General features: G+C 64.0%; 19 protein-coding genes. 9 read left to right on the top strand and 10 right to left on the bottom strand.

Going from position 1 to position 19,889, the window contains the following annotated elements:
- Window positions 1-22: 22 nt before the first annotated feature.
- Window positions 23-412 (top strand): GNAT family N-acetyltransferase, encoded by a 390-nt coding sequence (locus RMN99_RS01830; protein WP_309621585.1) that lies wholly within the window; start codon window positions 23-25, stop codon window positions 410-412.
- Here the strand turns inward: RMN99_RS01830 and RMN99_RS01825 are convergent.
- Both RMN99_RS01825 and RMN99_RS01820 read right to left on the bottom strand, forming a co-directional pair.
- Window positions 409-1,707 (bottom strand): amidohydrolase family protein, encoded by a 1,299-nt coding sequence (locus tag RMN99_RS01825; RefSeq protein ID WP_309621584.1) that lies wholly within the window; start codon window positions 1,705-1,707, stop codon window positions 409-411. The two genes, RMN99_RS01830 and RMN99_RS01825, sit on opposite strands and share 4 nt — an antisense overlap.
- On the bottom strand, window positions 1,704-4,991 hold the full coding sequence (locus tag RMN99_RS01820) for a DUF3857 domain-containing protein (protein ID WP_309621583.1): 3,288 nt from the start codon (window positions 4,989-4,991) through the stop codon (window positions 1,704-1,706). Before RMN99_RS01820 ends, RMN99_RS01825 begins: the two co-directional genes overlap by 4 nt.
- Window positions 4,992-5,161: 170 nt before the next feature.
- On the opposite strand from RMN99_RS01820, the gene RMN99_RS01815 reads away from it, so the two are divergent.
- Window positions 5,162-6,004 carry an alpha/beta hydrolase gene (locus RMN99_RS01815; protein ID WP_309621582.1) on the top strand — a complete coding sequence of 281 codons (843 nt, stop codon included), beginning with the start codon at window positions 5,162-5,164 and terminating at the stop codon, window positions 6,002-6,004.
- On the opposite strand, the gene RMN99_RS01810 is transcribed toward RMN99_RS01815, so the two are convergent.
- Together RMN99_RS01810 and RMN99_RS01805 are read right to left on the bottom strand one after the other, a co-directional pair.
- Window positions 6,001-6,852 carry a cupin-like domain-containing protein gene (locus RMN99_RS01810; RefSeq protein ID WP_309621581.1) on the bottom strand — a complete coding sequence of 284 codons (852 nt, stop codon included), beginning with the start codon at window positions 6,850-6,852 and terminating at the stop codon, window positions 6,001-6,003. The two genes, RMN99_RS01815 and RMN99_RS01810, sit on opposite strands and share 4 nt — an antisense overlap.
- Before the next feature lie 117 nt (window positions 6,853-6,969).
- Window positions 6,970-7,650, bottom strand: a complete 681-nt coding sequence (locus RMN99_RS01805) for a TonB family protein (protein ID WP_309621580.1) — start codon at window positions 7,648-7,650, stop codon at window positions 6,970-6,972.
- A gap of 267 nt (window positions 7,651-7,917) precedes the next feature.
- Here RMN99_RS01805 and RMN99_RS01800 point away from each other — a divergent pair, with 267 nt between their 5' ends.
- Together RMN99_RS01800 and yghU are read left to right on the top strand one after the other, a co-directional pair.
- Window positions 7,918-10,026, top strand: a complete 2,109-nt coding sequence (locus RMN99_RS01800) for a PQQ-dependent dehydrogenase, methanol/ethanol family (protein ID WP_309621579.1) — start codon at window positions 7,918-7,920, stop codon at window positions 10,024-10,026.
- Between the two features lie 109 nt (window positions 10,027-10,135).
- Complete coding sequence (yghU, locus tag RMN99_RS01795; protein WP_309621578.1) at window positions 10,136-11,047, top strand: glutathione-dependent disulfide-bond oxidoreductase; 912 nt, start codon at window positions 10,136-10,138, stop codon at window positions 11,045-11,047.
- A gap of 141 nt (window positions 11,048-11,188) precedes the next feature.
- Here yghU and RMN99_RS01790 read toward each other — a convergent pair whose 3' ends face one another.
- Genes RMN99_RS01790 through RMN99_RS01780 form a run of 3 tightly spaced genes read right to left on the bottom strand, consistent with a single transcriptional unit; the run spans window position 11,189 to window position 15,242 of the window.
- Window positions 11,189-12,370: a CoA transferase gene (locus tag RMN99_RS01790; protein ID WP_309621577.1), complete on the bottom strand. Its 1,182-nt coding sequence runs from the start codon at window positions 12,368-12,370 to the stop codon at window positions 11,189-11,191.
- On the bottom strand, window positions 12,370-13,275 hold the full coding sequence (locus tag RMN99_RS01785) for a hydroxymethylglutaryl-CoA lyase (protein WP_309621576.1): 906 nt from the start codon (window positions 13,273-13,275) through the stop codon (window positions 12,370-12,372). The genes RMN99_RS01790 and RMN99_RS01785 overlap by 1 nt, the downstream gene beginning before the upstream one ends.
- Entirely contained in the window at window positions 13,272-15,242 is a 1,971-nt protein-coding gene (locus RMN99_RS01780) for a hypothetical protein (RefSeq protein ID WP_309621575.1), read from the bottom strand. Before RMN99_RS01780 ends, RMN99_RS01785 begins: the two co-directional genes overlap by 4 nt.
- Before the next feature lie 75 nt (window positions 15,243-15,317).
- On the opposite strand from RMN99_RS01780, the gene RMN99_RS01775 reads away from it, so the two are divergent.
- Window positions 15,318-16,088, top strand: a complete 771-nt coding sequence (locus tag RMN99_RS01775) for a tyrosine-protein phosphatase (protein WP_309621574.1) — start codon at window positions 15,318-15,320, stop codon at window positions 16,086-16,088.
- 5 nt (window positions 16,089-16,093) lie between these two features.
- On the opposite strand, the gene RMN99_RS01770 is transcribed toward RMN99_RS01775, so the two are convergent.
- Window positions 16,094-16,435 (bottom strand): hypothetical protein, encoded by a 342-nt coding sequence (locus tag RMN99_RS01770; protein ID WP_309621573.1) that lies wholly within the window; start codon window positions 16,433-16,435, stop codon window positions 16,094-16,096.
- 58 nt (window positions 16,436-16,493) lie between these two features.
- Between RMN99_RS01770 and RMN99_RS14365 the strand changes: the two genes are divergently transcribed.
- Window positions 16,494-16,652 carry a hypothetical protein gene (locus tag RMN99_RS14365; protein WP_405029539.1) on the top strand — a complete coding sequence of 53 codons (159 nt, stop codon included), beginning with the start codon at window positions 16,494-16,496 and terminating at the stop codon, window positions 16,650-16,652.
- Window positions 16,653-16,939: 287 nt separating this feature from the next.
- Window positions 16,940-17,407, top strand: coding sequence for a S24 family peptidase (locus RMN99_RS01760; RefSeq protein WP_309621571.1), 468 nt, complete (start codon window positions 16,940-16,942; stop codon window positions 17,405-17,407).
- A 7-nt stretch (window positions 17,408-17,414) separates the two neighbouring features.
- Here RMN99_RS01760 and RMN99_RS01755 read toward each other — a convergent pair whose 3' ends face one another.
- The gene (locus RMN99_RS01755) at window positions 17,415-18,074 is read right to left on the bottom strand and encodes a hypothetical protein (RefSeq protein WP_309621570.1); all 660 of its coding nucleotides are present in this window, start codon (window positions 18,072-18,074) and stop codon (window positions 17,415-17,417) included.
- Window positions 18,075-18,239: 165 nt separating this feature from the next.
- On the opposite strand from RMN99_RS01755, the gene RMN99_RS01750 reads away from it, so the two are divergent.
- Entirely contained in the window at window positions 18,240-18,905 is a 666-nt protein-coding gene (locus tag RMN99_RS01750) for an MBL fold metallo-hydrolase (protein WP_309621569.1), read from the top strand.
- 164 nt (window positions 18,906-19,069) lie between these two features.
- On the opposite strand, the gene RMN99_RS01745 is transcribed toward RMN99_RS01750, so the two are convergent.
- Entirely contained in the window at window positions 19,070-19,462 is a 393-nt protein-coding gene (locus tag RMN99_RS01745) for an MAPEG family protein (RefSeq protein ID WP_309621568.1), read from the bottom strand.
- 155 nt (window positions 19,463-19,617) lie between these two features.
- On the opposite strand from RMN99_RS01745, the gene rpmF reads away from it, so the two are divergent.
- Window positions 19,618-19,797: a 50S ribosomal protein L32 gene (gene rpmF / locus RMN99_RS01740; protein WP_309621567.1), complete on the top strand. Its 180-nt coding sequence runs from the start codon at window positions 19,618-19,620 to the stop codon at window positions 19,795-19,797.
- Window positions 19,798-19,889: the final 92 nt, after the last annotated feature.

The following is a 19,889-nucleotide window of genomic DNA, read 5'->3' as shown; positions in this document are numbered from 1 at the left end:
CTGGATTCCCTGGCTTGAAAGCATGGGCCGCAGCCCTGAACCAGAAGACCTGGCGATCATGCGCGATCCGGCGACCTATTATCGCGGCACTGGCGGCGAAGCGTTTCTGGCCACTCTGGACAACAAGACCGTTGGCGCGGTTGCCGTCAAGGGGCTGGGGGCCAGCGGCTGCGAATTTTGCAAGCTTGTCGTAACCGACAGTGCGCGTGGCCATGGTGCAGGGCGCGCGCTGGTCCAGCAATGCCTTGATTTCTGCGCAGCCCAGGGCGGACCGGCGCTGTATCTCCAATCTTTCAATGCGCTCGACGTCGCGCTTGGTCTTTATGCGCGCATGGGCTTTGAGCATGTTGCACCGCCACCCGAAATGGCTGTGCTGGCGCGAACCGAAGTGATCATGGCAAAACCGGTTTAGCGCACCACAACCCCGCCCTTGATGACGTGCCCGACGTGTTCCAGCGTGGTCACATCCTCAAGCGGGTTGGCATCGAGCGCAATCATGTCGGCGTAATGCCCTGGGGTCAGCGAACCCACATCCTGGCCCCAGCCGAGGAACTCTGCCGCTGTGCTGGTCGCCGCCTGGATCGCCTGGAGCGGGGTCATCCCGTATCTGACCATGTAGCTGAACTGGCGCGCCTGCAGGCCGTGGGGGAACACCCCGGCGTCGGTGCCAAACACGACCCTTGCGCCCGCGCGCACCGCCTTGGTGAAGCCCTGGCGCTGGGCCTCGGTTGTCTCGTCGTTCTTGCGCAGGATCGAGGCGCTCCAACCGTCGCGGCGGCCGACCTCGGCGATGTAGTCACCGTTGTAGATATCCATCACCAGATAAGTGCCGCGCGCCTTGGCCAGCGCGATTCCGGCATCGTCGATCAGGCTGGCATGTTCGATCCCGCGCGAACCGTTCAGGATCGCCAGCTTGATTCCGGCGGCGCCATGGGCGTGGCTGGTTACCCAGCTGCCGTGTGCCGTGGCGGCCTTTACCGCAGCGGCGATCATCGGGCCGGTCAGCTCGATCTGCCCCGGCTCGGTCCCCTCGGTCAGCACCGCGCCGGTGGCGATCAGCTTGATCGAATCCGCACCCAGCGCAAACATCCGGTTCACCTTGCGCGTCACCTCGGCCGGCGTGCGCGCAACGCCCACCCGCATTTCGGGCAGCGGCTTCATGCCTTTGGGCAAGCCTGTCACCTCACCGCCGCCACCCGGCACGGTGATATAGCCGCCGACTGCGTTGATCCGCGGACCCAGCACATCGCCGCGATTGATTGCGTTCCTCAGCTCGATATTGCCGTTGGCGCGGTAGGATCCGACATCGTGAACGCTGGTGAACCCCGCTTCCAGCGTCGCGCGGGCATTGCGCGCACCAAGGTAGGCGGTTTCCTCGGTGGAGTGTTTGAGCGGTTCGGCCGGGTCATTGGTCTGCAGGTAATCAGCCAGATGGACATGGGCGTCGATCAAGCCGGGCAAGACCCATTTGCCCGACCAATCGATCACTTGCGTGCCGTCAGGCGGGCTGTGCCAGGGTTCAACCGCGTGGATCCGCCCGTTCTCGATCCGCATCAGCTGATTGTCCTGAACCGCGCCAGTGGCCGGTTCGATCAGGTGGCCGACATGGACGAAGACTACTTCTGGCGTAGTCGAGATTGCCGCGACCGACCCGGCGAGGCCAAGCAGCGCGAACAGGCCGGTGAAACGCTTGAACAAGTGGATCATTTGATCAACGCCGGCAGGAAGCCATAGCGTGCGAATGTGGCGTCGATATCGGGCTTGATGCTGCGCGCCAGGGCCAGATCGGCCTGCCCGCCCATATCGCCAGAGGAAAGCCGCGCGACGCCGCGCCCGAACCGCGTTTCAGCCAGTTCGGGATCGCTGCGCAGGACTTCGGAATAGAGCGTGATCGCCTTGAGGAAATTGCCCGATTGCAATTCGACCATGGCCAGCGAATCGACGTAGGCTGGCAGCCGCGCCGGGCGCAGCGCCGCCTCGCACGATGCCCGCGCGGCGGCCAGATCGATCCGCCAGATCGCGCGCGCCCAGCACACTTCGTTGGCGGTTTGCGGATCGTTCGGATGGCCCAGTTCCAGAGCGGTCAGCGCGGCAGCCAGCGGTGCGGAATTGCCGGTTACCCGCTCCGCCAGCGCCCGCGAAACCGCGATGCGGTCCCTGGCGGCGCCGGGCTTGCGCGCTGCGGCGTCATAGGCCGCCAGCAGCTTGGCGATCCGCTTGGGTTGCTGGGCCAACGCGTCCAGCGCGCCATCGGCAATCTCCTCGGTGGGATAGGTTGCCACCGCCAGTTGCGCATCGGCCAGCAACTGATCTGGATTGGCCCACAGCCCGTATTCCAGCCGCAGCACGGCGGGCAGAGTCGATTGCTTGGCCACGCCCGGCGCGGCCAGTTCCTTCATCGCTGACGCGCGGTCACCTTTGCGCATCAGGACATCGATAAGCAGAGAAAGTGCTTCGTCCTTGTTCTCGCCAATCTTGCGCAATTCCTGCGCCGAGACGAGTGCTTCTGCGCCGCGGCCGAGTGCGAACAGCAGGCGGGTCTGCCCCACGCGCGGCCAGGTCATTTCAGGATGGCGCGCCACCAGGATCGAGCGATCGGCCAGCGCGGCTTCCTTGTCTCCTGCGGCTTCGTGCACCAGACTGCGGGTAATGTAGACCAGATCGTCGTCAGGATTGATCAGCACGGCCCGGTCAAGCAGCAGCAGGGCATCGTCGAATTGGCCTTGTTCGTAAAGCGTCTGGGCCTTGGTGTGCAGCGCCATGACTTGCCGGTTGTTGATCGCCAGCGCCATATCAAGATCGCGCCGGGCCCCGGCAAAATCGCCCTCGATGAAGCGCACTCGTCCGCTCAGCGCCAGCACATCGGGATCGCGCGGGGTGGCTGCCAGCCGTCCATCGATCTGCCGCCGTGCTTCAACCAGATTGCTGGTATCGATCAGTTCCTCGATCTGGCGATTTGCCGCCGAAGCGTTGCTGCCGGCATCCTTGGCGACCAAAGCAGGCGGCAGGCGCAGGTAGAGTGGACGCTGCCACAAGCCGTCGCTGGCATTGTCAGCCGCCATTGCCTGGGCAAGATTGAGCTCGAGCCGCGGGCTGGCCTGACTGACCGCCAGTTCGAAGCGGCTGCCCGCCAGGCTTGCCTTGCGGACATAACGTACGCCGCCCACTGTTTCATCGATATTGCTACCATCGAGCGAGAAGCCGGTCCCGCCATCGGGCAGCAAAATCGTTTCGCGTATGGTATCATAGCGCCGCTCAACCGCGATCGGTTCGTCCCCCGGGGGCGGGTTGTCACGATCGGGGACAAGGTTGACCCCGATCCGCGAACTTCCCGCTTCATAGCGGTAAGTCGGGGCCTTGCCGGTGCGGTTCCAATCAAGCTTGGCCGTGCCGGTAAAGCCGATCCGCACTTCGCCGGTTTCAGGATCGAGTTCGTGGGTCACCGTGTCGATTGTCAGGTCGCTGCGCTGGGATTTCCAGGCGTTGCGCAGCATTTCGTCAAGGTCTTCGGGGCCAAGCACGTCGAACGCCTGAGCCAGAGCCTGCCCCAGATCGCCGCGCAGCACTGCAGTGCCCTTGGCCTTGGCTGGCACATCAAGTCCGGCGCTGGCATCGAATTCGAACGCCCAGTCGCTTTGCGGGCGCTGGAAGGTATCGGCCGGGATCGGGACCAGCCCTTTGACCGTGTTGGTCAGCGGCAGGCCCCACAGGAAATTGGGGCTTTCCAGATCCTGGACCCGCCCGCCATCCATCCGGGTGCCGTCCAGCCAATAATCCTTGCCGCCAATCCGTGCGAGGATGATCACGTGGTCGAACCGCCCGGGCATGGGCAAGACCAGATCGGTTCCGGGGCCGCGCTTGGAGGAAACCAGCAGCGGTTCGGCATCGATCTGAAGGCCCCGCAGCAGCGCCAGCAGCAGCACGGTCTTGCCCTTGCAATCGCCGATCTTGCGGTCCCATACGGTATCCGCGGCGATCGGCGTATAGCCGCCCAGACCTTCCAGTTCGGCGAAATAGCGCGTCTGGCGCTGAACCAGCCGCAGCGCCATGCTGGCGCGGACCATGGGATCAGCACTGGCGGCAGCGATCCTGGCAATTTCGGCGTTGATCGGCGAATTGGGCGCCAGCGCCGCGCCGCGCTCGAACAGCGGATGCATCACTTCGGCAACCTGCTGCCACGATGCGAAATCGCTGATCTGCACCGATCCGCGCCCAAACTGGCGCATGGCATCGCCGGCTTGCAGCTTGGGCAATTGCACCGCTAACTGATCGGCCGTGTGGAACACAAAGCCGCCCGCTTCGCTGCGCTTGGGCGCTGGCAGGGCTGGGCCGAAGCGGACCTGAAATTTGCTGTCCTTGGGATGGCTGGCGGCCAGGTGGAACTGGTCGAACTTCAGCCCTGGAAACACGAAGTATTCCTCTTCGACGTGCCCGCCCAGCGCCGGATTGAAGGCATCAATGGTATAGGCGAATTCGAGCATGTCGCCCACTTTCAGCCCGGTCACCGGCATGAACGCGGTCAGCGCGCCGGTGGTCTGGAAAGCCCCCAGTTGCGCTTCTTGCCGCAATGCGGTGAACTTGCCGCCCTGCGCCAGAAGATCGATCACCTGGCCATCGCGGTGAATCCGCGCCGCATTGACCGTAACGCCGCCGAAAGCCGGCTGCCATTGCAGGGTCAGATTGGTCGCCATTTGCAGCGAAGCGGGCGTGTTGAACTTGATTATGCTGCGCTGGAATTCGTGCATCCCTTTGGCATCGGTGCGGATCTGCACGTCGAACAGGCGCAGCACCGCGCCGCCCTTGCTTTCGGGCGCGGTCAGCGCGATCGGGCTGATCCATGGCTGCACCGGGCCGATTGAAACTTGCGGCAGTGCGGGATCAGGGGTTCCGGGCAGCCCCGGTGCCGGCACTGCCGCATCTTGCCGAGCCTGGCCCTGCAGCGGTGTAACAGCGAGCAATGCCAACGACAGTAACGCAAGCTTCGTGTTCACCGGCATTTCCCCCTTGCAGGCAATATTTGCCCGACATAACCAAGTATTATGGTGTCACGAAGCGCTTGCCAAGCCAAATGGACCAGGCTTCGGTGCAGAACGCTGCAAGCTTAACCGCGCGCTTAAGTTTCAGTTGACCGGCAACGATCCGGCTGCAATCGCTGGGCGTCATGCAAACCCAGACAATCCGCATAGCCGTGGCCCCGGGCGTGGAAATTGCCGCTGACGTTGCGGGCCGCGATGGCGCGCCAACCGTGGTGCTGGGTCACGGCGGCGGCCAGACGCGGCATTCGTGGGACAAGTGCGAAGTGCAGCTGGCTGAGTCTGGTTTTCAGGCGATCAACTATGACCTGCGCGGGCATGGTGACAGCGATTGGTCACACGACGGGGATTACGGCATCGAGACCCGCGCACGCGATCTGATGGCGGTGGCAGCTCATGGCGCCCGCCCGCTGGCGCTGGTTGGCGCCTCGCTCGGCGGGATGACTGCGCTGGCCGCAGCCTCGCTCGGCCTGCCGGTCGATGCCCTGGTGCTGGTCGATATCGTCCCCAAGATGGCCCCGGGCGGGGTTGCCCGGATCCGCAGCTTCATGACGGCCAGCCCCGATGGCTTCGCCTCGATCGAGGAAGCGGCTGACGCAATTTCGGCCTATTACCCTGAACGCCCGCGGCCAAAGGATCTATCGGGCCTCAACAAGAACCTGCGGCTGCGCGGCGATGGCCGCTATCACTGGCACTGGGACCAGCGGATGATGAGCGACGCCAGAGCCGATCCGCGCCACATGCTCGACTTGCTCGACGCGGCTGACTGGACCGACCGGGTGCCGACCCTGCTGGTGCGCGGTATGAAGAGCGATATCGTCGACGATGACGGTGTGGCCGATCTGCGGCGCCGCATACCCGCGCTTGAAATTGCCGATATCAGCGGCGCCGGACATATGGTTGCAGGCGACAAGAATGATGAATTCAACGCTGCGGTGATCGAATTCCTGACCCGGGTAATGCCGCGCTAGGCGGCGCGGCGCAGGCGGCGCAAGGCGCGCCAGGCCAGCGCCTTGGCGCGGTTCTGAGCGGGGAAGGGACCAGGGCTGGCAGGCCGCAACCCGATCCGGCGCAGCACATGGTTGAAGGCGCGGGCATCGGCTTCGGCATAGGACCATTCCGAACGCCACGTAACCGAAAGCGAGATCGATGGCTGATCGCCGTTCTGCACCCAGTGCGGGGCCTTCACCGGTATGTGAATCGCCTCACCCGGGCCGATGGGAATGGCCTGGCCTTTGGCGGCAAATTCGTCGCGCCACGGCAGGTTTCGGTGGTGTTCGCCGCGGTGGAACAATTCGTGCGCTTCGGCCCCCAGCAGGTCTTCATCCTCGACCGGGAATACCGTCACGGTCTTTTCGCCCATCACCTGCAACAGGATGTTGTGCTCCGGATCGAAATGGAACGGCGTTACCGATCCCGGAGAGCTGACGAAGATGTACCCTTCCAGCAGCAGCATCGCGCCGGTTCGCGGTTCGACCACGTCGCGCAGCTCGCCCAGCAAGGCATGGAGCAAATCGCGGTAGGCCGGGACCTGTTCGACCCGCTTCAAGGCTACCCACGAACCGCTGTTGCCGATGGTGCGGATGGTTTCGACCACGCCCATCTGCGCCTTGGGTACGTCATCGGGGGCGATACCGATCGGCAGAGCACCGGGGTTGTATTCGATTTCGCCGGCGGGAAGCGCCTGCGCAAGTTCGGCCAAAGCATCAATCGTCAGCAGCGGATGTTCGGTCAGCCGGTGGAGCAGCTTGGCCGGACTGGCCGGATAGGCCGCAGCAAATGCGGCGCGCGTTTCGGCGGGAAAGACTGGCTGCGACATCGCGGATCTCGAACGGTTGGCGTTGCCTTGCGCATTAGCAGTGCCGCGTTAACATCGCGTTTTGTGCGCGGTGCCCCGCCCGGTCGGGCCGGGCGGGGCTGACGGCCGGTCCGATCCTCATTCCTCGGGGGGCAGCCGCCATTGGACATTGCCGGTGAAGCTGCCCGCAACCGCCGCGCCGGTATTATCGCGCGCGGCGTCGAACCGCGCGCGGCGGGGGAGGAGCTGGCAGGCGGCGCGATCAAGTTCGGGATGCCCGCTCGAACTGGTCACCGCGCACGAAGTGATCCGTCCGCCCGCATCGATCGCCAGCCGGTAACCCGTGCGGCCTTCCTGCCGTTCGCGGATGCTGCGCAGCGGATAGTCGTCGGTGGAAAGCCAGCGCGAACTATCACCTTTGGGCTTTGCGGCTTTGGGCTGGAACAGCGGTTTGGGGCTGGGTGAGGGCGTGGGTTCCACCGTCCGCCGTGGTTCGGGCGCGGTCCCCGTCTCGCCGCCGGCTGGCGCTGTCGGGAAGGGCGCGACCGAGGGCGAGGGGCTGGGCGCGGGGCCAAGCGTGAAGCGCGGATCGGGCACCACACGCGGCGCCTCTGCCGTGGGCTTAGGCCTGGGCGGTGGTGGCAGGATGGTGGGCATCGGCGAGGGAATCGGAATGCCATCGACAGTCCGCTCCGTTACGATTGTGCGGGTGTAGGCCAGCCCGGTAATCAGCGCCCATGCAAGTCCCGCTTCAAGCGCGACGACCGCGGCTGTCGCAGTCAGCTTGCGGGTCGAGGTGTTGGCATCAGCATAGGCCATGGCATCGTCTCCTTGTCGAACACGCCGCGCTGGCTTCGATTGCCGAAGTCCGGTTCACGGCAGCAATAAATGAGATAGTATAACATAGCTGAACTTTGTCAAGACGCTGCCAAGTGCCGCAATTGTGAAGGGGAAAGCGATTTAACTTTGCGATTAAAAGACTCGATTCCTCTGCGCCAAGGAGGCACAACGGAACGGTCGGCGGGAACGAGTCAGGGGCAGCCTGTCCGCTTGCCGGCGGCACATGGGGATGAGGAGACCTTCGGGATGCGGTTCAGGGTTCTTGGGTTTGCCGCACTGGCATTGGTGACGGCGTGCAGCAAATCACCGTCGCAGCCGCCGCAAAGCGGCGTGACCGACGCGATGATCGCCGCGCCGCCGCAGGGTGAATGGCTGACTTATGGCGGATCGCCCTCAGAACAGCGCTTTTCCAAGCTGACCGGGATCTCTGATGAAAACGTCGGCCAGCTTGGCCTGGCCTGGTCAGCTGACCTTGAAACCGCGCGCGGGCAGGAGGCTACGCCGCTGATGCATGACGGCGTGCTCTACGTTTCCACCGCGTGGTCAATCGTCAAGGCCTATGACGCGCGCACTGGTGCGCTCAAATGGTCCTACGATCCCAAGGTGGGGCGCGATACGCTGGTCCGCGCCTGCTGTGATGCCGTGAACCGCGGCGTCGCGCTCTATGGCGACAAGGTTTATGTCGGCACGCTCGATGGGCGTCTTATCGCGCTCGACCAGAAGAGCGGCAAGGTCGTGTTCGAAAAGACTGTGGTCCCCAATCAGCAGGATTACACCATCACCGGCGCGCCGCGCGTGGCCAAGGGCAAGGTGTTCCTGGGTTCGGGCGGCGCCGAATACAAGGCGCGCGGATACCTGGCGGCCTATGATGCGGAAACCGGCAACGAGCTGTGGAAGTTCCATACCGTTCCCGGAAATCCGGCCGATGGCCATGAAAACAAAGCGATGGAAGCCGCTGCCAAAACCTGGTCAGGCGAATGGTGGAAGCTGGGCGGAGGCGGCACGGTGTGGGATTCGATCACTTATGATCCCGCCACCAATATGGTGCTGTTCGGCACCGGCAATGCCGAGCCGTGGAATCCCGACGCTGCCGGCCGCGCGGGCGACAGTCTCTACACCAGTTCGGTTGTGGCGGTGGATGCCGATAGCGGCGAATACAAGTGGCACTTCCAGGAAACCCCGGAAGACCGCTGGGACTATGACAGCGACGCGCAGATCACTATCGCCGATCTGCAGATCAACGGTGAACAGCGCCACGTCGCGCTGCATGCGCCCAAGAACGGCTATTTCTATGTCCTTGACGCCAAGACTGGTCAGTTCCTGAGCGCGGGCGCTTTTGCCGCGCAGAACTGGACCACCGGGATCGACCAGAAGACCGGCCGTCCGCAGATCAACCCCGAAGCGCAGTATGAGAAGACCGGCAAGGCGTTTATCGGCGTGCCCGGCGCGATCGGTGCACACACCTGGCACCCGATGAGCTTTTCGCCGCAGACCGGGCTGGTCTATATCCCGGCCAATGGCCTCGCGCAGGGCTATCTTGCCGACAAGAACTTCAAGCCCAGCGACATCGGTTACCAGATCGGAATCGACGCTGGATCGGTAGCGCTGCCGGCCGACACGGCGGTGCGTGATGCCGCGCGCAAATCCACGACCGGGACGCTGCTGGCGTGGGACCCGGTCAAACAGAAGGCCGCCTGGCAGGTTCCGCAGGCCGGGCCGTGGAACGGCGGCACTTTGGCGACCGCGGGCAACCTGGTGTTCCAGGGCAATGCCGAAGGTGAATTCAACGCATATGCCGCCGACAGCGGCAAGAAGCTGTGGTCGTTCGCAGCACAAACCGGGGTGATCGCCGCGCCGATGACTTACGAACTCGACGGTGTGCAGTATGTCGCGCTCCTGGTAGGTTGGGGCGGGGTGTGGGATCTCGTGTCTGGCGACGTGGCGAGCCTGACCAAGGGCACCCGCAATATCAGCCGCATGTTGGTGTTCAAAATCGGGGCCACCGGCCAGTTGCCGCCGCCACCGGCGCTTGCAAAGTTGCCGATCGATCCGCCGCCCTTTACCGGCACCCCTGAGCAAGTGGCGCGCGGGACCAGCAACTATGGTCGCTATTGCGCTGTCTGCCATGGCGATGCGGCGGTTGGCGGCACGCTCAACCCCGATCTGCGCCGCAGCAGTTATATCAATGCACCGGAAGGCATCCGCGCAGTGGTGATGGATGGGGTGCTGATGCAAGGCGATCACCCCAAGGGGATGGTCAGCTTCAAATCGGTGTTCAAGCCCGAGGATGTAGAGGATATTCGCCAATACATCATCAAACGCGCCAACGAGGACAAGGCGCTGGGGGCGAAGTAGCCGGGCCTAGTCCAGCTTTGCCTGTGGCGCATAAATCTAGCCCCGGTCGCCCTTGTGGCTGACCGGGGCAAACGCCACTTTGGGCATCTGCCAAAAATGGAGAACGCGCATGAGCGATGCCGAACAGACCCCTGAAAACCAGCCGCCGGGTTATGAACCGCCCAAGGTCTGGACTTGGGACACCGAAAGCGGCGGACGCTTTGCGAATATCAATCGGCCGATCTCGGGCGCGACGCATGACAAGGAACTGCCGGTCGGCAAGCATCCGATCCAGCTCTATTCGCTGGGCACGCCCAACGGGGTGAAAGTCACGATCCTGCTCGAGGAGCTGCTGGCGCTGGGCCACGCCGGCGCGGAATACGATGCCTGGCTGATCAATATCGGCGAGGGCTCTCAGTTCGGCAGCGGGTTCGTGGCGATCAATCCCAACAGCAAGATCCCGGCGATGGCCGATCGCGCGATCGATCCGCAGGTACGCCTGTTTGAAAGCGGATCGATGCTGATCTACCTCGCCGAAAAGTTCGGCGCCTTCCTGCCCACCGAGGTTCACAAGCGCGCCGAGACGATCAACTGGGTGATGTGGCAGATGGGCAGCGCGCCGTTCCTGGGCGGCGGGTTCGGGCATTTCTATGCCTACGCCCCGTTCAAGATGGAATACCCGATCAACCGCTATGCGATGGAGGTGAAGCGCCAGCTCCACGTGCTCGATACGCACCTGGCGACCAACGAATACATGGTCGGCGACGAATACACGATCGCTGATATGGCGATCTGGCCGTGGTACGGCGCGGTCGCCAAGGGCGTGGTTTATGATGCGGGAGAATTCCTTGCGGTGCACGAATACACCAACCTGCTGCGCTGGGCCGATCAGCTTGCCAAGCGCGCAGGGGTGCAGCGCGGGCGCATGGTCAACCGCGCGATGGGTGATCCCGCAACCCAGCTGCTCGAACGCCACGATGCGACAGACTTCGATGTGAACACGCAGGACAAGGTTCTGGAGCGCGGCGGCGAGCGGGTCTAGATCGGTCAGGGTGAGTTGAAAAAGCCCCTCCCCCGGCGGGGAGGGGTTGGGGTGGGGGTTCCACGCTCGAGAGGGCATAACCCCCATCCCAACCCTTCCCCAGCGGGGAAGGGCTTCTGCAGAGTTTAGGCCGGTGTTTGCTTAGATTGCCCCCTTCGCCGAAAGCTTTTCCAGTTCCGCCGCACCAAGTCCCAGCTCGCCATAAACCTCGGCATTGTGCTGCCCCACGCGTGCCGGGGCGGGGCGGCGCACTGCGCCCGGCGTGGCGGACAGGCGCGGGAACACGCCCTGCATTTTAAGCGGCCCGAACCGTTCGGTTTCCACCTCGACAATCGCCCCGCGCGCGGCGAAGTGCGGATCGGCCAGCATTTCGGGCGCGCGGTAGACCTGGCCGGCGGGGATCGCGTGCTGGATCATCAGCGCGTCAACTTCGTCCACGCTCATGGTGCGGGTCCAGTCTTCGATCAGTGCGTCGATCTCGGTCTGGTTCTGCCCGCGCGCTAGGTGCGTGGCAAAGCGCGGATCGCGGCCCAGTTCGGGTTGGCCCATCGCTTCGGCCAGGCGTTGCCACAGCGAGTCCTTGTTCGCGCCGATCATGTATTCGCCGTCCTTGCAGGCGTAGACGTTGCTGGGGGCGATCCCCTTCAGCACCGAGCCGGAGCGTTCGCGGATCACGCCATTGATGGCGTATTCGGGCACCAGCCCTTCCATCACCTGCAGCACGCTTTCGTAAAGCGCGGCATCGATCACCTGGCCCTGGCCGGTGCGGCTGCGGTGGTGCAGCGCGGCCAGCACGCCCATGCAGCCATAAGTCGCGGTCAAGGTATCGCCGATCGAGATGCCCATCCGGCTGGGCGGCCGATCAGGTTCACCCACGATATAGCGCCAGCCGCCCATCGCCTCGCCAATCCCGCCGAACCCGGCGCGATCCGAATAGGGTCCGTCCTGGCCGTATCCCGACATCCGCGCAACGATCAGGCCGGGGTTGGCGGCGCGCAATTCGTCTGGGCCCAGCCCCCACTTCTCCAGCGTACCGGGCTTGAAATTCTCCACCAGCACATCGGCGTCGGCGATCAGGCGGCGGACCAGATCCTGCCCGGCCGGATCGCGCAGATTGGCCGAGACCGAGCGCTTGTTCCGCGCGATCACTTCCCACTGGACCTTGTGTGTCCCCTGGCCCCATTCGCGCAAGGGATCGCCCAACCCGGGCGGCTCCACCTTGATCACGTCGGCCCCCATGTCGCCCAGCAATTGCCCGCAGAACGGCCCGGCGATCAGCTGGCCAAGCTCGATCACCCGGATGCCTTCAAGTGCGCCCGCCATCAGCCAGCCTCGGCAGGGAAGGGTGGGGCCTGCGCGGCCATGCCGGGCAGCTTGCGGCCCATAACACCCGCCAGCCAGTGGTTGGCGGCGATCATCGCCTCAAGCTTCAACCCGGTTTCAATGGCGGCACGCTCGAGCATGTAGATCACATCCTCGCTTGCCACATTGCCCGCTGCGCCCGGCGCAAAGGGGCAGCCGCCAAGCCCGCCCAGCGATCCATCGACCACGCTCGCCCCGGCGCCGATCGCCGCCCAGACATTGGCCAGGCCGGTGCCGCGGGTGTTGTGAAAATGGACCCGCACCGGCAGCGGTGCGACCGCGGCCTTCACCTGCGCCACCAGCAAGGCAACCCGCGCCGGATCGGCCACCCCGATGGTATCGGCCAGCGCCACTTCCGCCAGCCCCAGTTCAGCCAGTTCGCGCGCCATCTCCACCACGTGCCCGGGATCAACCTCACCGCTGAACGGACAGCCGAAGGCCACCGCGATGGTTGCTTGCACGGTCTTCCCGGCCGAGCGGGCCAGCGCGGCGATTTCGCGGACGGCTGCAATCGATCCGGCACGGGTCTGGCCCTGGTTGGCCATGGCGAAGGCATCGCTGGCCACCGCCACCGCGCCCAGCTGGTCGATCCGTCCGGTCGCCAGGGCCCGTTCGGCCCCGCGCGTGTTCAGCACGAGGCCGATGTAGGTGGCATCATCCCGTTCGGGCAGGGCAGCGCAGACAGCATCGGAATCGGCCATCTGCGGGACTTTCTTCGGGTTGACGAAGCTCGCCACCTCGATCCGCCGCACGCCATAATCGAGCGCGCGCGTGATCAGCTGCAGCTTGTCGGCAGTTGCAACCAGCCGTGCCTCGTTCTGCAGTCCGTCACGCGGGCCAACCTCGACGAATTCGATCGCCGTCATGCCGGAAGGGCGAGGTGCTTGCCGCCGAACACCGCCTGCCAGCTTTCGATCTCGTCGACCACGATCTCGTCGAGGCGGTGGGCCAGTTCGGCAACCGCGGCATAGTCAATCGCGCTCTCGCCGTTTTCCAGCAGCAGCCGGATCCGCGTCTCGACGCCATCGAGTTTTTCCGCAGTGACTTCGGAAATCGCCGCAAAGCGCTCAAAATCGCCGAAAAAGCGCATGCCGGCAATGCTTGCACCCAGCGTGGGGAGCGAAACGCCGATGAATGTCGAAAGGTAGGAGAGCTGCTTGGGAATGGCAGGTTCGATCCAGCCGAGCTTGCCAAGCAGCGTCACCGAGAGGAAAATCGCGACCGACATGACCGCCAGCAGGAACATCGTCTCGGACAGCTTGTCGAGATTGAGATGCACCGTTTCCAGCCGCTGCGCCTTGATGCGGTGATAGTCACGCTGGCCAATCACATGCGGGCGCAGCACCGTTTCCAGGGCCTGTCTGAGATAGGCCCGGGTCACATAGGTCCGCGGCAGGCCAGCCGCGCGCAGGCAGTGCCGGGCGTGATATTCTGGCCAGTTGGTATCCGCTCCGCGCGGCCAGCGCCCGGGCGGACGGGCCACGCCAAGCAGCAGCAGGATCGGTGCATGGCGCAGGTATTCCGCCACGCGCCGCGTTTCAAACCAGCGTGCGTGCCAATCCAGCCGGCTACCCAGCCAGGTAATGAACAGGATCAGCACCAGCAGCAGAAATTCGCCGCTGGCAAACAGCCATTTGTACTTTTCAAGGTGGAGCGGCTGGTACGCGAGGCCGATCATGATCGCGAAGGCTGACAGCGCGAAATTGATGATCATGCCGCTGCGATAGGCGTCCGAAAGCCACGCCGAGATGCCGTCAGACCAGGCGAACCGGGGCAGGATCTGCCGGGCGATGGCATCGCTGTAGTCCGGATCGCTGCCGGGCAGGGCGGCCGCCGCCTGCAGCACATGCGCACCGCTTCCCGCCACAATCCGGTCAGGCTGCTCGTAAGTCTGGCGCAGCGAGCGAAATGGCCGCCCCTGACCGCCGAACATCGCCTCGATCCGGCGGTAGATGCTGAGCAGCCGGCTTGAATGCGGCCGCCACCGGGCATGATCCAGCCGCTGCGAGGCGAGGATCAGGTCTTCGCCGCTATCGGGCCGCAGCGCATCGCGCACCAGTTCGGCCAGGCTATCGTCATCAAGCACGGGAAGGCTTGTAACCTTGGCCATGCTTTCGCGGGCGAGGGCAAGGCGCCAGGTTTGTGGTGCATGGGGATCGAGCAGCAGCACCGGGGTGCCTTCTTCCAGCGCCATCAGCACCGTGTGCCCGGTACCGCCGGGCAGATTGCGGATCGCCCCGTCCCAGACCGCGATCAGCAAATCGCTCTGTTCGATCATCACCCGCCCGGCCAGCGCCGCCTGATCGGAACTTTCGATCGAAAACGTGCGGTCGGCCGAAATGTCGCCAGGTGCGGCCAGGCGCGCGCGATAAAGGTCGGCCAGATAGTCGTCGCGATCGGCCAGGGCAAAGACCTTGGCCTTGGCGGTCCATTGGCGGATCTGGATCGCGCGGGCATGGACATCGGGATCGGCTGGGTCCTGTCCGGCCAGCAGCGCTTCGGCGTCTGCCAGCGAGCCGGGCAAGGCGTTGACCGCGATGTTGAGCGCTTCACCGAACGGCAGCGGGGCAACCAGTTCCCAGCCGAGCGTGGTGGCCGCTTCGGCTGCGATGATATCGACCCCGCTGACCAGCAGGTTGTGCAGCCGCGTTGGCGCATGGCTGGTGGCCGCGCTGTCATGCTGACGGACCAGGCCTTCAAGCTTGCCGAACAGTTCGATCACAGCGGCAGTAACCGCAGCGCGGTTGGCGGCAAGCCCCGGGTTGCTGTCGCGGTGGCCGGTCACGCCAATGGTCAGGCGCGGCAGCGGGTTGGGCGGAGGAATGACGCTCATCGGAAGCGACCTTATTGACGCTTTGCCGCAAGGTCCAGCTTGCATGGCGCTGCGCAGGCTGCCAAGCGCGGCGGCATGGAACGCGTTCTCAAGCTCGATGGGGTTCACAACTTTCGCGACTACGGCGGTTATGCCGCGGCTGATGGCGCAAAAATCAAAGCCGGGGTGTTGTGGCGCTCGGCCCAGCACGGCGATGCCAGCGATGCTGATCTTGTGGCGATTGATGCGCTGGCGCTGCAAGCGGTGATTGATTTGCGCGGTCCATCCGAACGCAGCGCCAAGCCGTGTCGCCGCTCAGATAGCTTCGCGGCGCAAGTCTTCACCTATCCGGAAGAAACCGCCGGCCTCGCGCTGCACACCGAGGCCGCCGACGGCGTGGTGAGCGAGGCCGAGGCGCGCGCGGCGATGCTGCGGCTGTATGACGGCATAGCCTTCCGCGAAAACCTGGTGCCGATGCTGCGCTGCTATTTCGAAGTGCTACTGCGCAGCGAAGGCCCCAGTCTGGTCCACTGCGTCGCCGGCAAGGATCGCACCGGTTTTGCGGTGGCCCTGGTTCAGCATGCGCTCGGCGTCAGCCGCGACGATATCGTCGCCGATTACATGCTGACCAACGTGGCCGGCAATATCGAAGCGCGCATCGGGGCGGGCGCAGAACAAATTCGCGCCCACCGCGGCGCGATCACCGATGCCACGATCCGTGTGCTGATGGGGGTTGAGGAAGATTATATCGTGGCCGCCTTCGCTGCGGTTGAGGCGCGCCACGGCGATCTGGATGCCTATCTGGCCGAGGTGATCGGGGTCGATGTGGCGGCGATCGAGGAGCTGCGGGCCGACTACCTCGGCTGAACTTTCTAGACCTCGTCCAGCATCAGCACTTCCACCCCCACTTCCAGCCGCGGCTGCGGCGGGGCAGTGTGATCGACCCTGACCACCGCGGCATCGGCAACCAGTTGGCCGGGAATCGAGAATTCATGATCGGGCAAGGCGTCGATCAGTGCTTCGCCTGCCGCGACCGCCTCTTCGCCGGTGAAGACCAGAACCACGCTGTGGCGGGTGCCCGAAAAGGTCACGCTGGCCCAGGCCCGCTCGCTGTGGCGGACCAGCTCGGCCTTGCCCTGGCCCAGTTCGAGCAGGGCGGAAAGCAATTGCAGCCACGGGGTGCGCCGGGTGCGGCGGCGGGCGGCGCTGAGCATGGCTTGGTCGGCGATAAGGTCAATTTGCACGGCAATCCTCGCGATAAATGTTCATGAAATGTTCCACACGTTTCGCGGTTGCAGCGCGGGGCGTGCGGCCGTTGCGCAAATCCTGAACAAAGCGCGGATCATGCGTCGCAAGCCGTCCGAATTTGGTCCAGGGCATTCCGGTTTCGCGCAGAAAGCGCTCGATCCGGGTAATAAGCATCGTGATTGACCCCCTTCTTTCTTGTGCGAACTGTTGCGAATCGCGGTAGGAATAATCCTTTACTTCCCTTTGAAATCCTACTTGTCTAGGAAAAATACATCGTGTAGGACAAATTCATGGTTACGCATGATCCCCGGGCCCGCTTGCTGCTACTGGTCAGTGAACAGGGTGCCAGTTTGTCTGGCCTGTCCGAGATGTTGGGGCGTAATTCTACGTATCTTCAACAATTTATAAGAAAAGGCAGTCCGCGAAAGCTGGAGGAGACCGATCGGCGGCGGCTGGCGCAGTTCTTCGGCGTGGGCGAATCGGAATTGGGTGCGCCAGAGGAATTTTCCCCGGCTGTGGTAGCCAAGCTGCGCGGCGAATGGATTGATGTTCCGCGGTTGCCGCTTGGCGCTTCGGCCGGGCCGGGGCTTCTGCCGGGTGAGGAATTGCCGATCGGCGCGTTCCGCTTTTCCGCCCGCTGGTTGCGTGAGCAAGGCCTCGATCCGGCGCAGCTTTCGGCAATCAGGGTCGAGGGCGATTCGATGGAAGCGACCCTGCGCGATGGTGACGAAATCCTGGTTGACCGCACCCCGCGCGGGCCGCGCGACGGGATCCACGTGGTGCGCAGCGGCGATGCGCTGATGGTCAAACGGCTCGATCTGGCCCGCAGCGGCGTAGTTGCACTGGTCAGCGATAACCCGGCCTATCGCACGATTGAACTGGAGCCGAGCGAGGTCGAGGTGATCGGCCGCGTGGTGTGGAAAAGCGGGCGGCTTTAGGCCTCGATCAGAACCCGAACAGCGCCGGGGCGACCGTGTTCCAGGCAAGGCTGCGTGCAATTAGCGGTTCGACAGCGTGGAATGGGATGAGCAGCAGGATTGACCATTGCGTCACCGGGTGAAGCCGGCCGAGCACCCGGCGGTCATGCCAGGCCAGAACCAGCAAGAGCGCATCAGCCGCCAGGTTTGGCGACATGTCCAGCCAGGGGAAGGGGACAGGCATCAGCAACAACCAGCGGGACCAGGCGGGACCCAGCAGCAAGACCATGGCTACGAAGGTTAGGCGCCGGTGAGCCTCCGTGTTGCGGGTCGCCTGATAGATTGCCGTCCCCATGGCCGCTGCAAACAGCGTAATGTCGACCAGATTGTAAATCGCAAATTCAAACGGCAGCGCCATGCCCTTGGCGATCCGCTCCTCGATGGCAGTGCCCGCCATCCACAGGCCCAGCGGGACCATCGCTCCGACCAGGGCCGCGCCCAGAAGACCCAGTTCACGGTGCAATCGGATCCGCCGCATCCGGATCAGCACGGCTTGCAGCGCAAACAGGGCTGTCCAAGCGAAGAACACCAGTCCGTGCAAATGGCGCAGCAGGATAAAGTGTTTCTCACCGCTCGCCACTGGCCAGAAATAGGTCATCGGAAAGCTCAGGAAGATCGCCGCCGCCATTGCCACGGACCATATTGTGAAAAAGCGCCCGTGGGCCGGGTCTGCGCGGTCGGCTACCATAACTGTACCCCTGCTTCGCGACCGGATTGAAGGCTATCAAACGCCTGGTCCGGTGCAACGCGAAGGATGCTTGCATCTGTGGACAACGCGCGCCACATCGCAGCCATGACCGAAACCACCGAACCCCCGCTGCGCGTTGGCATCATCCCCGTCACCCCGTTGCAGCAGAATTGCTCGCTGGTGTGGTGCACCAAAACGATGAAAGCCGCGCTGGTCGATCCGGGCGGCGATCTCGACAAGCTCAAGGCGGCGGTCGCCAAGGTCGGCGTGACGATCGAAAAGCTGCTGATCACGCACGGGCATCTCGATCACTGCGGGCAGGCCGGAATCCTGGCCAAGGAACTGGGCGTACCGATCGAAGGGCCGCACGAGGATGACCGGTTCTGGATCGAACAACTGGCCAAAGATGGCGGCAAATACGGGATGCATGCCGAGGTGTTTGAGCCCGATCGCTGGCTGAAAGACGGCGATACGGTGACGGTCGGCGAGGCGGTGCTCGATGTGATCCATTGCCCGGGGCACACGCCGGGCCACGTGGTGTTCCACTATCCGCTGGGCCATCTGGCGATTGTCGGTGATGTGCTGTTTGCCGGATCGATCGGCCGGACCGATTTTCCGCGCGGCAATCATCAGGACCTGATCGATTCGATCACGCAGAAGCTCTGGCCGCTGGGCAACGATACCACCTTTATCCCCGGGCACGGTCCGACCAGCACCTTTGGCCGCGAACGCCAGGTCAACGGTTTTGTCAGCGATTATTTGATGAGCTGAAAAGGTCCTCTCCATTTTGCGAAGCCAAATGGGGAGGTGGCGCGCCGAAGGCGTGACGGAGGGGTTGTCTGCCCTCGCGCAATTCCCCCTCCGTCAGCGGCGAGACGCCGCTGCCACCTCCCCATTTGTGGCATTCGCCAAAAATGGAGAGGATCTTGCCTGTCTTACATCTTGCCCAGCGCAACCAGCACTGCAACCACCGCCAGCCCGATCTGGGTCAGCATCGTCACCATCACCCCGGCACCTCGGCCGGCTTCAAGCTTGCCGCCGTCCATGCCCATGCCGTGCGCCACGCGCGCCAGCATATAGGCGCCGCCGACATAGGCGAGCCAGCCGCCGCCCTTTTCGGCCAGTTCGATTCCGGCGATCAGGAACAGCACCCACGGGGTGTTTTCGGCGAAGTTGAGCTGCGCGCGCATCCGCCGTTCGAGCAACTCGTGGCCGCCGGTGCCGATGCTGATCTTCTCTTTCGTCCGCACCTGTCCACAGCGGATCGCGAGCCAGAAATTGATCAGCGCGGCCGCGGCGGCCAAGCATAGGGTAATGGGCAACAACATATTCTTCTCCCCTGTCCGCACGGCACCAAGAAAGCCGACGAGAGCGCTTGCAACCCGCGCCAGTTTCGCTATAGGCGCGCCTTCGCAAGCTGCCGGCCCTGGTCCGTGCGTGGCTTATCTAGACGAAACCGGAATTTGCAGGAACAGGTGCCGCAATGGCTGTCCCCAAAAGAAAAACATCCCCCTCACGCCGGGGCATGCGCCGCAGCCACGATGCGCTGAAGGTCGAGGCATTTCACGAATGCCCGAACTGCGGCGAACTGAAGCGCCCGCACAACCTGTGCGATGCCTGCGGGCACTACAACGGACGCGAAATCGTCGCTGTCGGGCTCTAAGCCTGGCATCCTGGGAGTTTAACGCATGAGCCTGCCCCGTATCGCGATTGATGCGATGGGCGGGGACGAAGGCGTGCGGGTGATGATCGAAG

The sequence above is a fragment of the Novosphingobium sp. genome (assembly GCF_031417815.1).
Taxonomy (GTDB): Bacteria; Pseudomonadota; Alphaproteobacteria; order Sphingomonadales; family Sphingomonadaceae; genus Novosphingobium.
Note: the sequence above shows the minus strand (reverse complement) of the source record. Positions and strands in the feature narration are given on the sequence as shown.